This is a genomic window from Paenibacillus thermoaerophilus, assembly GCF_005938195.1.
Taxonomy (GTDB): Bacteria; Bacillota; Bacilli; order Paenibacillales; family Reconciliibacillaceae; genus Paenibacillus_W; species Paenibacillus_W thermoaerophilus.
Genome location: NZ_VCQZ01000005.1, coordinates 123,330 through 137,108, shown reverse-complemented (window position 1 = coordinate 137,108; position 13,779 = coordinate 123,330). Strand labels below are relative to the sequence as shown.

General features: G+C 61.6%; 14 protein-coding genes. 9 read left to right on the top strand and 5 right to left on the bottom strand.

Going from position 1 to position 13,779, the window contains the following annotated elements; all coding sequences use genetic code 11:
• Positions 1 to 59 precede the first annotated feature (59 nt).
• Positions 60 to 1,211, bottom strand: a complete 1,152-nt coding sequence (locus tag FE781_RS05630; RefSeq protein WP_138788619.1) for a phosphodiester glycosidase family protein — start codon at positions 1,209 to 1,211, stop codon at positions 60 to 62.
• A gap of 216 nt (positions 1,212 to 1,427) precedes the next feature.
• Between FE781_RS05630 and FE781_RS05625 the strand changes: the two genes are divergently transcribed.
• Together FE781_RS05625 and glpK are read left to right on the top strand one after the other, a co-directional pair.
• Positions 1,428 to 1,856, top strand: coding sequence for a disulfide oxidoreductase (locus FE781_RS05625; RefSeq protein ID WP_138788618.1), 429 nt, complete (start codon positions 1,428 to 1,430; stop codon positions 1,854 to 1,856).
• Between the two features lie 319 nt (positions 1,857 to 2,175).
• A complete protein-coding gene (glpK, locus tag FE781_RS05620) occupies positions 2,176 to 3,693 on the top strand; it encodes a glycerol kinase GlpK (protein WP_138788617.1) in 1,518 nt (505 codons plus the stop codon).
• A 375-nt stretch (positions 3,694 to 4,068) separates the two neighbouring features.
• Here glpK and FE781_RS05615 read toward each other — a convergent pair whose 3' ends face one another.
• Together FE781_RS05615 and fabV are read right to left on the bottom strand one after the other, a co-directional pair.
• The gene (locus FE781_RS05615) at positions 4,069 to 4,404 is read right to left on the bottom strand and encodes an antibiotic biosynthesis monooxygenase (RefSeq protein ID WP_342774282.1); all 336 of its coding nucleotides are present in this window, start codon (positions 4,402 to 4,404) and stop codon (positions 4,069 to 4,071) included.
• A 120-nt stretch (positions 4,405 to 4,524) separates the two neighbouring features.
• Positions 4,525 to 5,715 carry an enoyl-ACP reductase FabV gene (gene fabV / locus FE781_RS05610; protein ID WP_138788615.1) on the bottom strand — a complete coding sequence of 397 codons (1,191 nt, stop codon included), beginning with the start codon at positions 5,713 to 5,715 and terminating at the stop codon, positions 4,525 to 4,527.
• Between the two features lie 160 nt (positions 5,716 to 5,875).
• On the opposite strand from fabV, the gene FE781_RS05605 reads away from it, so the two are divergent.
• From FE781_RS05605 to FE781_RS05595, 3 genes are all read left to right on the top strand, one after another.
• The gene (locus tag FE781_RS05605) at positions 5,876 to 6,865 is read left to right on the top strand and encodes a polysaccharide deacetylase family protein (protein ID WP_138788614.1); all 990 of its coding nucleotides are present in this window, start codon (positions 5,876 to 5,878) and stop codon (positions 6,863 to 6,865) included.
• An 83-nt stretch (positions 6,866 to 6,948) separates the two neighbouring features.
• A complete protein-coding gene (gene racE / locus FE781_RS05600) occupies positions 6,949 to 7,758 on the top strand; it encodes a glutamate racemase (RefSeq protein ID WP_138788613.1) in 810 nt (269 codons plus the stop codon).
• Between the two features lie 190 nt (positions 7,759 to 7,948).
• On the top strand, positions 7,949 to 9,157 hold the full coding sequence (locus FE781_RS05595; protein ID WP_138788612.1) for a M14 family metallopeptidase: 1,209 nt from the start codon (positions 7,949 to 7,951) through the stop codon (positions 9,155 to 9,157).
• Between the two features lie 72 nt (positions 9,158 to 9,229).
• On the opposite strand, the gene FE781_RS05590 is transcribed toward FE781_RS05595, so the two are convergent.
• Complete coding sequence (locus tag FE781_RS05590) at positions 9,230 to 9,640, bottom strand: DUF3054 domain-containing protein (RefSeq protein WP_138788611.1); 411 nt, start codon at positions 9,638 to 9,640, stop codon at positions 9,230 to 9,232.
• A gap of 174 nt (positions 9,641 to 9,814) precedes the next feature.
• Between FE781_RS05590 and FE781_RS05585 the strand changes: the two genes are divergently transcribed.
• Genes FE781_RS05585 through FE781_RS05575 form a run of 3 tightly spaced genes read left to right on the top strand, consistent with a single transcriptional unit; the run spans position 9,815 to position 11,828 of the window.
• Positions 9,815 to 10,048: a hypothetical protein gene (locus FE781_RS05585; protein ID WP_138788610.1), complete on the top strand. Its 234-nt coding sequence runs from the start codon at positions 9,815 to 9,817 to the stop codon at positions 10,046 to 10,048.
• 44 nt (positions 10,049 to 10,092) lie between these two features.
• A complete protein-coding gene (locus FE781_RS05580) occupies positions 10,093 to 10,797 on the top strand; it encodes a FadR/GntR family transcriptional regulator (protein WP_138788609.1) in 705 nt (234 codons plus the stop codon).
• 23 nt (positions 10,798 to 10,820) lie between these two features.
• Complete coding sequence (locus FE781_RS05575; protein ID WP_138788608.1) at positions 10,821 to 11,828, top strand: aldose 1-epimerase; 1,008 nt, start codon at positions 10,821 to 10,823, stop codon at positions 11,826 to 11,828.
• Positions 11,829 to 11,963: 135 nt separating this feature from the next.
• Here FE781_RS05575 and FE781_RS17750 read toward each other — a convergent pair whose 3' ends face one another.
• A complete protein-coding gene (locus FE781_RS17750; RefSeq protein WP_246068064.1) occupies positions 11,964 to 12,437 on the bottom strand; it encodes a hypothetical protein in 474 nt (157 codons plus the stop codon).
• Between the two features lie 66 nt (positions 12,438 to 12,503).
• On the opposite strand from FE781_RS17750, the gene FE781_RS05570 reads away from it, so the two are divergent.
• Positions 12,504 to 13,340: a cation diffusion facilitator family transporter gene (locus tag FE781_RS05570; RefSeq protein WP_379253268.1), complete on the top strand. Its 837-nt coding sequence runs from the start codon at positions 12,504 to 12,506 to the stop codon at positions 13,338 to 13,340.
• Positions 13,341 to 13,779: the final 439 nt, after the last annotated feature.

Sequence of the window (13,779 nt, the reverse complement as noted above, 5' to 3'; positions counted from 1 at the left end):
GGGAGGTTGCCCCCCCCCCGCGCCGGCGGATGCCGTGTCTGCGGCTGATTCGCCACGCGTTATTTGATCCACTTGGAAGGATCGATCTGCTCCCGGTTAAGTCCTTCCCAGACGTTCCGCACGGGGGCGCCGTCCGGCTGTTCAAACACGAGGAACGCGGTGGGCAGCAGCCTCTCGCCGTACGGACTCGCCGGTTTGTTCACGACATGGCCGCCGCTTGTCGCCAGCACGGTGGACGAGCCCCCGTCCAGATTCGCCGCGATCACCGCGCCGTGCTCCAGCAGCACCTCCTGCACGTCGTACAGCGTCGCGCCGACGCTGTGCTTCTGCCTGCCGTCGATGACGAGGAACAGCAGCGCGCCGTCGGCCCTCTGGCCGATCGCCGTGCGCGGGGCGAGTCCCCAGCCTTCCTTGTCGCTCTTGAACAGCCCCTGTCCGTTCAGAATGATCCGGGGCGAGAACGACACGGCCTCCTTCACGCCCATCTCGATCAGCTCGTTCGGCTTGTATTTGCCGGCAATCATCCGTCCCGTCTTGTCGATGCCGACCACGTGCGTCGGCGTCTCCATGCCGACGTCCCGGTACCAGATCTCGCCGCCGGAGATGACGAGGCCGATCGGCTTGAAGCCGTTGCCCATGCCTTCGGGATCGACGAACCCTCCCGCATTGATCCCGGCGACCGCCCCCGTTCTTTTAACCATCTCGGATACTTTTTCGCCCATGCCGGGTTTGGCCGGCACGCCGAGGCGCACCTTCAGCGGATCGCGCACGATCATCAGATGTCCCTTGAAGCCGTCTCCCTCCACCTCGATCAGCTCGGTCAGAGGGAGCGTCTCTTGTCCGGGGGCGGGCTGCGGCTCGGCCACGGCGACTACGGTCTCGTCCTCCAGCTCGGCATACGATTCGAACTGCCTGTTATATTGGGCCACGCGCTCCTTCAGGCCTTGCTCGCCGATCAGCCAGGCCGCCCAATGGCGATGCTGCGTCGTAATCAGCGTGTCGGCCATCGTGTAGCGCAAGCTCGAACCCCACGGCGTGGCGAACAAAAACAAAACCGCGAGCGCTCCGGCCAGCGCGGCGGCCGCGGCGAGCCGGCCGAACCAGCGGAGCGGTCTGCCGCGCGCTTGGCGCCCGGCCCGCCGTCCGGCGGATCGTGGCGGCAGCGGCGGCGTCTCCGCGGCGGGCCGAACGCGATACCCAGACTGATTCATGGAATTCTCCTCCGTGCGCGAGTTCTACTTATTGATTCTGATGACGAATCCCCGCGGCAAAAAGTTTCTTGTTTTCCGCTCGACCCCAACGCTTACTGCTGCAATCGCAGGCGTCTGCCGGCCGCCGCTGCCGATTCTCGGGTTGATTTTCCGGGGCAGATGCGAGATGATAGCGAAGGACATGTCCATATCGATAAAAGGAGGAGCCGCCTCGCCATGTTGTCCCGTAAAACGATTGAAGAAAACGCTCTTTACTGGGCGTTTCTGGTGGCGCTTGTCGCCACTATGGGCAGCCTGTATTTCAGCGAAGTGCGCCATTATATCCCATGCTCGTTATGCTGGTACCAGCGGATCTTCATGTATCCTCTTACGATTTTGTTCGGCGTCGCCGCCGTACGGAAAGACCGTGGGGTGATCTATTACGGATTTCCGCTGGCGGCCATCGGAGGCAGCATCTCGCTGTACCACGTGCTGCTGCAAAAGCTGGACTGGATGAAGTCGAACATGCCGGCCTGCGGCCTCATCCCTTGCGATACCGACTACATCAATTGGTTCGGCTTCGTGACGATTCCGGTGCTGGCGCTGACAGCCTTTATCCTGATTCTCATTATACTCGCGGTCTATACCCGCGTCACTCGCGCCTGAGCAATCCCCCGCATGCATCCATGTGCTGCAGGGGCCAAATACATCGTTAACGCCATTCAAAACGCCGCGCCGCCGAGCTGCGAGCCAGGAAGCGCCGCGAATACGGTCCGGTTCGAGCTCATGCGCCGGTTCGATTGTTGCGGGCGTTGCCCGTCCGGTCAAGCCGGGACAGCGGGTCCGGGCCGGAACAGGTTTTCCGGTCCGGACCGCTTTTTTCTTCGGAATTCGATCCGGTCCGAAGTTCTTTGGGCGGAGCTGTTGCTCCCGGCGCCGTCTTGGATTATGCTGGGCGCAGAGGGATATCCGGGGAGGGATGCGTATGACGGCCGACCGTCGGTACATGTTGGCGCTCGATCAAGGCACGACCAGTTGCCGCGCGATTCTGTTCGACAGATCGGGGGCGATCATCGGGTGCGAGCAGCGGGAATTTGCGCAGATTTACCCGAAGCCGGGCTGGGTCGAGCACGACGCGGAGGAGATCTGGCAGAAGCAATTGGACGTGCTGAAGGCGGTGCTGATCCGCAATCACGTCCGGCCCGACCGCATCGCGGGCATCGGCATCACGAACCAGCGGGAGACGGCCGTCGTCTGGGACCGCGCGACCGGCAAACCGGTTCACAACGCGATCGTCTGGCAGAGCCGGCAGACGGCGGACATCTGCAACGAGCTGAAGGCGGCGGGGCATGAGCGGACATTCCGCGAGAAAACCGGATTGCTGCTCGACGCCTATTTCTCGGGGACCAAGGTGAAATGGATTCTCGACCGCGTGCCGGGCGCGAGGGAGAAGGCGGAGCGGGGCGAGCTGCTGTTCGGCACGATCGATACGTGGCTGCTGTGGAAGCTGACGGACGGACGCGTACATGCCACCGACTATTCGAATGCCTCCCGCACGCTGATGTTCAACATACACACGCTCGAATGGGACACGGAGCTGCTTCGGCTGTTGACGGTTCCGCCCTCGATGCTGCCGGACGTCAGACCGTCGAGCGAGGTGTACGGTTATACCGCCAAGACGCTGTTCGACGTGCCGATTCCGATAGCGGGCATGGCCGGCGATCAGCAGGCGGCCTTGTTCGGCCAGGCTTGCTTCCGCGAAGGCATGGCCAAAAATACGTACGGAACCGGCTGCTTCATGCTGATGAACACCGGAACGCAGGCGGTCGCCTCGCGGAACGGCCTGCTGACGACGATCGCCTGGGGAATAGACGGCCGCGTGGAATACGCGCTTGAGGGCAGCATCTTTATCGCGGGCGCGGCGATTCAATGGCTGCGCGACGGGCTGAAGCTGATCGCGAGCAGCGCCGATTCCGAGAAGCGCGCCGCGGCCGTATCCGGGACGGACGGCGTGTATCTCGTGCCGGCGTTTGTCGGCCTCGGCGCGCCGTACTGGGACATGGAGGCTCGCGGAGCGATCTTCGGATTGACGCGCGGCACGACAGACGACCATCTGATCCGCGCGGCGCTGGAATCGCTGGCGTATCAGACGCGTGACGTGCTGGAAGCGATGAAAGCCGATTCGGGCCTCGCGCTGACGCAGTTGTCCGTCGACGGGGGAGCGGTCGCCAACAACTTCCTGATGCAGTTCCAGGCCGACCTGCTCGGCGTGCGCGTGAACCGGCCGCGCGTGCTGGAGTCTACGGCGCTCGGCGCCGCTTATTTGGCCGGACTCGCGGTCGGCTACTGGGAAGGCAAGGAGGATATCGTGCGCAATCGGGTGATCGAGCGCGTCTTCGAGCCGGCGATGGACGAAGAGAGCCGGGCCGGCCTGTACGACGGCTGGAAAGCGGCGGTTGCCGCGGCGATGAGCTTCAAGCGGAACAAGCGGGCTGGCGGCTGAACGGCTGGCTGGGGGACATGAAATCCAATAAAAAGCGGCCATCTGCGAACGAAACAAGTCCTGATGGCCGTTTTCCCTGCGGGGCTGTTATGCGTCGATGTGCATGATGAAGAAAACGCCGCAAGCCGCCGCCGAAGCTGCGCCGGTCGCTTCTGTTGCAGTTCCGCGGCGCGGGTGCCGACGAAAGCGCCCCGTAAATCGTCACGCCCGTCAGGCACAAGCGGCGGAGGGGGGCCGATGAGACCGCCGAAGCAGTCCGAAGCCGCCGTCTTGCGAATGCGCCTGCCGCCGAAAGCGGCAAACGGCTTTGCCGTCCCGGCTCCGGGGAAGCGGCAAAGCCGTTTTTGCTTGCGGATTAACGCTTGTTGCCCGCACCTATTTTTGCGAATCAGCCAGATGGGTGAACAATACTTCGTGCATCGACAGCTTCGCTCCCAGCATCATCTCGCCGCTGCCGGACGTCTTGCGCTGTTCGTGCGCCTGGCGGAACGAGTCGCTGCGTGTCCAAGCCTCGAAATGCTCCTTGCTCTCCCAGGTCGTGCACACCTTAAACTCCTCGTAGTCGGCCTCCTGCGGGTTCACCGTGCGCTGAAACTCCATGCGGACAAACCCGGGCATGCTCTGGATGCCCTTGGGCTCGCGGAACCGCTCGGCAAACGCTTCGCCCATGCCGGGCTTGACCCGAATCGTATTGACGACGACAAACATCATGCCGCCTCCTTTCTTTACTAAAAAATACACCCCTCGGAACGCATCGGATTTCCCCCGGGGGGGTTCCATGTCGGTTCCGAGGGGCAGGCCGTTCAAAACCCGTGCGAGAGGCTGTCGCTATTACCGCAGATTCGGAATATCCACAGCCGGATCGACATCCGCCTCGTAATCGACGCCATCGGTCTCAAAGCCGAATAGCTGGAAAAATTCCTGGCGGTAGCCTTCCAGGTCGGACAGCTCGTAAATATTTTCGGTCGTAATGGCGCTCCACAGGCGGGAAACTTCTTCCTGAACGTCGCTCCGCATCTCCCAATCGTCCACGCGCACGCGGCCTTTTTCGTCGACCGGGGTCGGCGAGGGGCCGTACAGGCGCTCGGAGAACAAGCGGTACATCTGCTCGATGCAGCCTTCGTGCAGGTTTTTCTCTTTCATGACTTTGTACAGCGCGGCGATATACAAGGGAACAACCGGGATCGCCGAGCTCGACTGCGTAACGAGCGCCTTGTTGACGGAGACGTACGCGCGTCCGCCGTTCGGGCTCAGCCGTTCGTTCAAGCGCAGCGCCGTCGCTTCCAGGTCGTCCTTGGCGCGGCCGATCGTGCCTTCGCGGTAGACGGCGTGCGTGATCTCCGGGCCGATGTAGGAATACGCGACCGTGACGGCGCCCGGCGCGAGCACGCCCGCGCCGGAGAGCGCGTCGATCCACATCTGCCAGTCTTCGCCGCCCATGACGGCTACGGTCTGGCGCACTTCGTCCTCGGTGGCGGGCTCGACCGATACGGTCGTCACTTCGCCGGTATGGAAGTTGACGGTTTTGTTCGTATACGTCTCGCCGATCGGCTTGATGACGGACGAGAACGTCTCTCCCGTCTTCGGATGTGTGCGGCGCGGCGACGCGACGCTGTATACGACCAGATCGACCTGACCGAACTCCGTCCGGATCAGATCGATCGTCTTCGCCTTGATCTCGTCGGAGAAGGCGTCGCCGACGATGCTGAACGACTTCCGTCCGGCTTCGGACGCGGCGCGTTCGAAGGCGGCGGAATTGTACCAGCCCGCGGTCGCCGTGCGCGCGCCTTCCGCCGGTTTGTCGAAGTAGACGCCGATGGTGTCGGCTCCCGCGCCGAACGCCGCGACGATCCGGGAAGCCAGGCCGTATCCTGTCGACGCGCCGACGACGAGCGCTTTTTTCGGTCCGGAGATGGGAGGCTTGGACCGCACGTATTCGATCTGTCTTGCCACTTGGCGCGCGCATCCGGCCGGATGCGCGGTCGTGCAGATGAAACCTCGCGTTTTCGGTTGAATGATCATATTTGACAGGTTCCTTTCCTAAAAAGTCGGGATTCGCTCTTCAGGGACTCTCTCCCATTCTACCGATTTTTTAACGCGAAGGAAAGTGCCCGATCTGCGACAGGATTCGCGCGGGTCCCGTCGAATAAGATATAGAGAAGAGAAAGAAGGTGCCAACCGCATGCGAACATTCCGTGCCGGAATCGCGGCTGCCGCCGGTCTGGCCGTGCTGATGGCGGCCTCGGCCGGATGCACGCCGGGGCCGGAGCCGGCCTATACGCCGGCTGCCAGCGCCGCCCCGTCCTTAAAACCGTCCGACGCCGTACCGTCGCCGTCCGTATCCTTGCCGCCGTCGCCGATTCCCGCGTCCCCGACGCCTGTTCCGTCTCCCTCGTCTGAGGCGCGGACGAGCGCGAAGCCTTCGCCGACGGCCGCCGCCACGGCCAAGCCGGCGCCGGGTGGGACCGCCGCGAACGAGCGCAAGGCGCTCTCGTGGTACTACATGCGCAAGGGTGAAGGCAAGGTGCCGGGTTTCCCGAGCGACATCCGCCTGTACAAACCGAAACACAAGGTGATCTACGTCGGTACGGGCAACAAAGTGTATTTGACGATCGACAACGGCGGCGCGATGGGCGACTACAACCGCTGGCTCGATATTTTGAAGGAGCACGACGTCAAAGCCAATTTCTTTATTGCCGGTTATAATCTGAAGAAGGCGCCCGATTTCCTGAAAAGACTCGTGGAGGAAGGCCATCTCGTCGCCAACCACACGATGACCCACAAGGATTTTACGACGCTCTCCGACGACCAGGTGAGAGAAGAGATCGAGGAATATGCGAAACTGTATAAAGAGATGACCGGGCAAGAAATCCAGCCGTATTTCCGCTTTCCTTACGGGAAATACAGCCTGAAGCTGCTGGACATCGTGTCCGAAATGGGCTATACTTCTGTTTTCTGGTCCACTGCGATGCGGGATTGGGAGCCTCGGAAAAACGGCTGGAAGGACGCCCATGCGGATATTTTGAACAATCTGCACGACGGCAACGTCATCCTGATGCATCAAGCCTCCGAGGACAATCTGGAGGCGCTGGACGCCATCATTCGCGACGTGAAGGAACGAGGCTACGAATTCGGACTCGTCAGCGAGATCCAGCTCCCCGAGTCCCGGTAGCCGGGACGGGGGCGGATACATACACTGTTCGAAGAAAGCTTCGGCAGCCACACCCATTCTCACGCATAAAGGAAGCGAACTCTGTGAAGCAAGCGATAGCCATCTTGGATTCCGGCGTCGGCGGCCTGACGGTCGTCCGGGAAGTGATGCGGCAGCTCCCCAGGGAGGAAATCATTTACTTTGGTGATACGGCCCGCGCGCCTTACGGTCCGAGAGATCCACAAGAGGTGCGGCAATTTACGCGGGAGATTGTCGCTTATCTGATGCAGTACGATCCGAAAATGATTGTGATCGCATGCAATACGGCTACGGCCGTGGCGCTGGACGACATACGCGCGATGGTCGATGTGCCGGTCGTCGGCGTCATCCATCCGGGAGCGAGGGCGGCCATCAAAATTACGCGGTCCAACCGGATCGGCGTCATCGGCACGGTCGGCACGATCCGCAGCGACGCCTACCGGATCGCGCTGGAGTCCATCTCGCCTATGGTTGAAGTGTACAGTCTGGCGTGTCCGGACTTCGTGCCGCTCGTCGAGCAAGGCTTGTATCGGTCGGAAGAGGCGCTCCATGTCGTGGAGCGTTCGCTGGAGCCGCTGCGCGGTCTGCCGCTGGATTGCCTGATATTGGGCTGCACGCATTATCCGTTTCTGGCGGACTCCATCTCCCAGGTGATGGGGAACGATGTTCGCCTTATCAGCTCCGCGGAGGAGACGGCCCGGGAGATCAGTACGATTCTGTATCAAACCGGACGGCTCGAACGGACGGTCGAACTGCCCGTGCACCGTTTTTTTTGCAGCGGGCAGCCCGTTACATTTCAGACGATCGCCCGGCAATGGCTCGGGAACCAGATCGAAGTATGTCCGGTCGTCTGGCAGGTTCCGCAAATCTCCTAACCGCCGGTCCGCGCTCTCCTTGGCAGGAGGTGCGGGCCTTTTTCGTTGGTCCAGGGAGACGGCCCTGTTCTGCTTCGTCCTCGCACCGCATACGCTGGCTATGGGCCGGCCGGCTTGCGCATCGCCGGACTGCCCGTATCTCGAACGGACTCCTCGGGAGTTTCCTCGCAACCGGCAAGGAGGGGAAAACGTGACGTATCCGTATGTGGTGCAGAGAGGCGATACGCTGTACCGGGTGGCCAGAAAGTTTAATATCAACCTGCAATCGCTGCTGGCGGCAAATCCCGGGGTCGATCCCGACCGGTATCTGATGCCGGGTCAGTTGCTGCAGATTCCGGCCCGGAACGGGGGATACGTGGTGCAGGCGGGCGATTCGTTTTACTGGATCGCGCGCAAATTCAATATCGGCCTTCAGGAGCTGATGGCCGTCAATCCGGGAATCGATCCCGCGCAGTTGCCGATCGGGCAGACGCTTCGGCTGCCCCCGCCCCAGGGGCAGGAGAGCGGGGATATCGTGAATACCCGCTGGGAATACGGCTACGCGGAGATGATCGACGACTTGGCCTTGCTGCAGACCCGTTATCCGTTTATCGCGCTGGAGACGATCGGTTCCTCCGTTCTGGGCAAGCCGATTCCGGCCGTCCGCATCGGGACGGGCGAACGGCGCCTTCATTATAACGGTTCGTTTCACGCGAACGAATGGATTACGACGCTGCTGGTCATGAAGTTTCTGGAGGATGCGGCGCGCGCCGCGGCGACGGGCGCTTCCTTCCGGAGACGGAACATGGCCGAGCTGTTCCGGCGCAACACGCTTTGGCTCGTGCCTATGGTCAATCCGGACGGAGTGGAGCTGGTTCAGGAGGGAGCGGCGCCCGATCACCCGTATTACGAACAATTGATTCGGTGGAACGGCGGGTCGCCGGACTTCCGGGACTGGAAAGCGAATATCCGGGGGGTCGATCTGAACGACCAGTTTCCGGCGGGATGGGAGATCGAACGGGACCGCCGGGCCGTACCGGGGCCGGGCCCGCGGGATTGGGTCGGGCCCGAGCCGCTGAGCGAGCCGGAATCGAAGGCGATGGCCGATTTTACGCGCAAGTACGACTTCGCCATGACGATTGCGTTCCATACGCAAGGCCGGGAGATCTATTGGAACTACCGGGATCTGGAGCCGCCGGAGTCGGAGGCGATCGCCGCGCGGTTCGGGCAGGTCAGCGGCTACCGCCCCGTCAAGCTGACGGACAGCGACGCGGGCTACAAGGACTGGTTCATTCAGGAATGGCGGCGTCCGGGCTTCACGGTGGAAGCGGGACTGGGCATCAATCCGCTGCCGATCTCCCAGTTTCCCGAAATGTACAGGGATGCCGGCAATATCATGCTTGCGGCGCTGGAAATATGACGGAGCAAAACAGGGGCGACCCGCCGTAATGGCGGATCGCCCCTGTGTGCGTGAGCAAGGACATGCGGCGCGTCAAGGCCCGAAACGCCGTGCGACGGCCGCGAACAGTCCCCGCCAGATCAGCATAAATAAGGTCAGGAACACCATGGTTACAATAAAGAAGGAGGTGAACAGTTCCTTATCGTAGAGGATGGTCCTCAGCAGAAGGCCGACGGGAATGGCGATCGCCGAAGCGAGAAGCGCTCGGGCCAGCGCGGAACCGACGCCCGCGGCAAACGCGCGCGCGCGGTAAGCTCCCGTAAGCCAAGCGATAGGAATCCAGGCCAGCATAAACGGGAAGGCTGTTACGATCGATTGCCAAATCGAAAAGCTCATGCCGTGATCGCTTCTGCCGATCATGACGAAGACGACCAATACGATCAAGTCGCCCGCCAGCAGAAGCAACAGTTGACCCGGCGAGATGCTGTCGTATACTCTCTTCATCCGCTATCCAACTCCAGTCCGAAAATGCGTCCGCCCGGTCGGAACGCCCGGCGGTTCTATTTTGTCTTCTTCCATTATAGCCGTTTTGTGTCGGAATACAACTTTATGGACATGCAAACGCTGCCTTCATCCGTTACAATAGGGACAAGGAATCGCGAGAGGGGGATTGCGCCCATGCGCAAATGGCTGTCTCTTCGCAGATGGTCGCACGTGCTCCGAAACGTCTGGCGGCTGCTTCGTTCCCCGCGCGTTCCTCTGCGGGACAAGCTGCTGTTCGTTGTGCCGGTGCTCGTCTATACCGTCGCGCCGGACGTTCTGCCGCTGGTGCCGATTGATGACATCGGCGTGGCGATGATTGCGGCCAAGCTGTTCGTGTCTTGGGTCGAGCGCCGTTACCCTGATGCCTGAGCGGCAACGGAAGGTCTTGCGCAAGGATAGGAGTGGAATCGTGTTTGGACAAGATCGTGTACCGCAAAATTCATGAGCAAATCGCCGACCGGCTGAAGCAGAGCATCCTGGCCGGCGAGCTGCAGCCCGGTGCGAAGCTGCCTTCGACCAAGGAGCTGAGCGAACGTTACGGCGTGGGCATGTCCACCGTCCGCGAGGCGCTCAGCGCGCTGAAAGCGATGGGGCTGGTCGAATCCAGGCAGGGCGAGGGCAGCTATGTGCGCAAGATCGAACCCGCGGACGTCGGCATGCCGGAACTGTCGGGGCTGCTGATGGACAAGGAGACGATTCTGGAGCTGCTGGAGGCGCGCAAGGCGCTGGAGGTGTCGAACGCAGGGATCGCGGCGGAGAAACGGACGGAGGACGACCTCCGCCGGTTCGAAGCGCTGCTCGCGGCGATGGAGAAGCATCTCGGCGACGAGACGGAAGGCGAACGCGCCGATATGGCGTTCCACCTGGCGCTGGCCCGCGCGACGCACAACTCCATCATCGTCCGGATGCTGGAGACGGTATCGTCGCAGATGGAGACGGCCATCCGCGAGACGCGCCGGCTGCAGATGTACGCCAGCAAGTCGGTGTCCGAGCAATTATGGCGCGAGCACCGGGACATATACGAAGCGATCGCTTCCCGCGACCCGCAGCGGGCGATGGATGCGATGCGGCAGCATCTGTTTCATGTGGAGAGGGTGCTGGTTCAAGCGTTACGATAACGAACATGAGGAGAGAAAGAAACATGGCGGCAGAAGCTCGCGCGTACGAAGGAGAGTTTCACGGGGAAGCGGCCGTATGGCTGCTGGCAGGCGATTTTGAGGCGGCGGTGCTGCCGCGGGTGGGCGCCAATCTGATCGCCCTGCGCCACAAGTCGAGAGGGTACCGGATTCTGAGGGAACCGGAGCCCGGGGAGATGGAAGCGTTCAAGGCCAATCCGGGCGTGCACGGCATCCCGGTGCTGTTCCCGCCCAATCGCTACGAGGACGGGCGGTTTCCGTGGAAAGGCAAGGAGTACCGGTTCCCGATCAACGAGCCGGCGCGGAACAACCGCCTGCACGGATTCGTGCACACGTTACCGTGGGAGGTCGAGCGTTACGGCGCTGACGGCGGGGAGGCGCGTGTCGTCCTGTCGCTGCGCGTGGACGAATCCCATCCGATCTACGCGTATTTGCCGCACCGGTTCACGTTGACGCTCGTCTACACGCTCAGCGAGGAGGGGCTGCATCAGCAGATTCGCGTCCGCAACGACGGCGAGGACGAGATGCCTTGCCTGCTTGCGTTCCACACCGCGATCAACGCTCCGTTCGCGCCGGGCAGCAAGGCCGGCGATTGCCGGGTGAAGATCACGGTCGGGAAGCGCTGGGAGATGAACGAACGCATGCTGCCGACCGGCCGATTCCAGCCGTTGGGCCCCGTGGAGGCCGAGCTGCCGGCAAGCGGGATCTCCCCCTATTTCGAAGAGATGGACAACCACTACACCGCCGCTCCCCAAGACGGCCGCAACCGGATGGAGCTGACGGACTCCCGGGAGCGGGTCAAGCTGGTGTACGATGTAGGCACGGGCTTCAAGCATTGGATGGTATGGAACGGCTTCAACAGCGGTTCGTTTTTCTGCCCGGAGCCGCAGGTCAACCTCGTCAACGCGCCCAACGTATCCGGCCTGCCCCCGGAGGAGATCGGATTGATCGGGCTGGAACCGGGCGCCATCTGGGAGGAGACGTCCCGGCTGTATTTGATCGACTTGAAATGACGTGACGGAATCGCGTATCGAAGCTCGTCCGGAAGGGCCGCATACGGCTGCCGGGCGAGTTTTTTTCGTTTTATATGAAAATGTGAAGAAAAATCGTTGAACATATGAACAATTGCTCATATAATAATAAATAAATCAAACGGCCCGAAAAACAGAGTGGACAGAAGGAAGAGACGGGATTTTACGAGCGGGCATCCGAGGGAGGCATCGGGGATGAACAGGGAAAACGGGAAAACAGTTGTAAGCGGACGCGAACCGGAGCACAACCGCGACCGCGAGCGCAAACAAGAGGGCGATTGTAGCCATAACCGCGAGCACAAACAAGAGGGCGATCCGAACCTCAGCCGCGACCATGAGTGCGGGCACGATCACGATTGCGACCTGCATGACACAAACGGTCGCGAGCGCGATCCGAACCGCAACGGCAATCATTCGGGCCAGGACGATCATGGGCAGGCGGAAAGCCGCGAGATCGAAGGGACTGGCGGTTTGGCGGGTGACGGCCGCCGCCATCAACATAGCCAGAGTCATGATCACAATCATGGTCACGGTCATGGTCACAGTCACGGTCACAGTCACGGTCACCATCACCACGGCCACCATCACCACGGTCACGGCCATCCTCACGGCCATGACCACGGCCGCTCAGGCAACAAACAGGGGCTCGCCATCGCCTTGGGCATTACGACGGGCGTGATGCTGCTGGAGTTTATCGGCGGCTTGTGGACCAACAGCCTCGCGCTTCTGTCGGACAGCGGCCACATGCTGAGCGACGCCGCTTCTCTGCTGCTCAGCCTGATCGCCGTCTGGCTGGCGGCCCGGCCCGCTTCGCTTCGCAAGACGTACGGCTACTACCGTTTTGAGATTTTGGCGGCATTATTGAACGGCATCGCTTTGTTTGTCGTGGCGGGACTGATCGTCGTCGAAGCGGTCAAGCGGATTCAGAGCCCGCCGGAGGTATCCAGCGGAGCAATGATGGCGATCGCCTGCGTCGGGCTGCTGGCCAATCTGTTGAGCGCCTGGTCGCTGATGCGCAAGGGAGACGTGCGCGGCAATCTGAATCTGCGCAGCGCGTATCTTCATGTGCTGGGCGACGCGCTCGGCTCCGTCGGCGCCATCGCCGCGGGCGGGGCGATGCTGCTGTTCGGCTGGTACTGGGCCGATCCCATCATCAGCGTAGCGGTGGCCCTGCTGATCCTGAGAGGGGCTTGGGGCGTTACGTCGCATTCCGTTCACGTGCTGATGGAAGGCGTTCCGCACGACGTCAATCCGTCGGAAGTAAAGGAAGTGCTGTCGCGTATCCCCGGCGTAGCCGATGTGCACGACTTGCACATCTGGACGATCACCTCCGGGAAGCCGGCGCTCAGCGTTCACCTCCGGATCGGACATTCGGGCGACGGCGAAGCCATCCTGCAATCGGCGCTGGACACGCTGAAATCGGATTTCGGCATTACGCACGCGACGGTTCAGATCGAACCTCCGTCGATTACCCACGAGCATTTGCACGATTAGCGCAGCGGCGTGCGGTTCACATGAAGAAACCGGCGAAGGCCCGGAGCCGGGGCATGGTGCCGCCCGTCGATGCGCCCGGAGCCGGGGCATGGTGCCGCCCGTCGATGCGTCCGATGCCGGTGCGGCTTCCTCCCATGCCCGCGTTTATAATATAAAATATCGTTAACGCGACAGTGCCGCCCCTTTTGCATTCGTTTAGCGATACAGAATATCATTAAACGTCGGAAAATCCGTGGAAGGCACGGGGAAAACGGACCTTTAACGATATTTCGTATCGCTAAGTTCGTCTCGGAACGCAAATTTTCGGCGCTAATGATAAAAAATATCGTTCAAACATTCCGAATCCGGACGAGCGGCTCACGCGGAGTTGGGGAACGGGTTCCAGTTCAGCTCCGCCGCCGCTGCCTGGTCAGATCCTCGCCTTGCCGCTACAAAACCT

Bases quoted from the DNA above. Each gene is read 5' to 3' on its own strand.
- FE781_RS05630 (WP_138788619.1), bottom strand. From the start codon at position 1,211: ATGAATCAGTCTGGGTATCGCGTTCGGCCCGCCGCGGAGACGCCGCCG.
- FE781_RS05625 (WP_138788618.1), top strand. From the start codon at position 1,428: ATGTTGTCCCGTAAAACGATTGAAGAAAACGCTCTTTACTGGGCGTTT.
- glpK (WP_138788617.1), top strand. From the start codon at position 2,176: ATGACGGCCGACCGTCGGTACATGTTGGCGCTCGATCAAGGCACGACC.
- FE781_RS05615 (WP_342774282.1), bottom strand. From the start codon at position 4,404: ATGATGTTTGTCGTCGTCAATACGATTCGGGTCAAGCCCGGCATGGGC.
- fabV (WP_138788615.1), bottom strand. From the start codon at position 5,715: ATGATCATTCAACCGAAAACGCGAGGTTTCATCTGCACGACCGCGCAT.
- FE781_RS05605 (WP_138788614.1), top strand. From the start codon at position 5,876: ATGCGAACATTCCGTGCCGGAATCGCGGCTGCCGCCGGTCTGGCCGTG.
- FE781_RS05590 (WP_138788611.1), bottom strand. From the start codon at position 9,640: ATGAAGAGAGTATACGACAGCATCTCGCCGGGTCAACTGTTGCTTCTG.
- FE781_RS05585 (WP_138788610.1), top strand. From the start codon at position 9,815: ATGCGCAAATGGCTGTCTCTTCGCAGATGGTCGCACGTGCTCCGAAAC.
- FE781_RS05575 (WP_138788608.1), top strand. From the start codon at position 10,821: ATGGCGGCAGAAGCTCGCGCGTACGAAGGAGAGTTTCACGGGGAAGCG.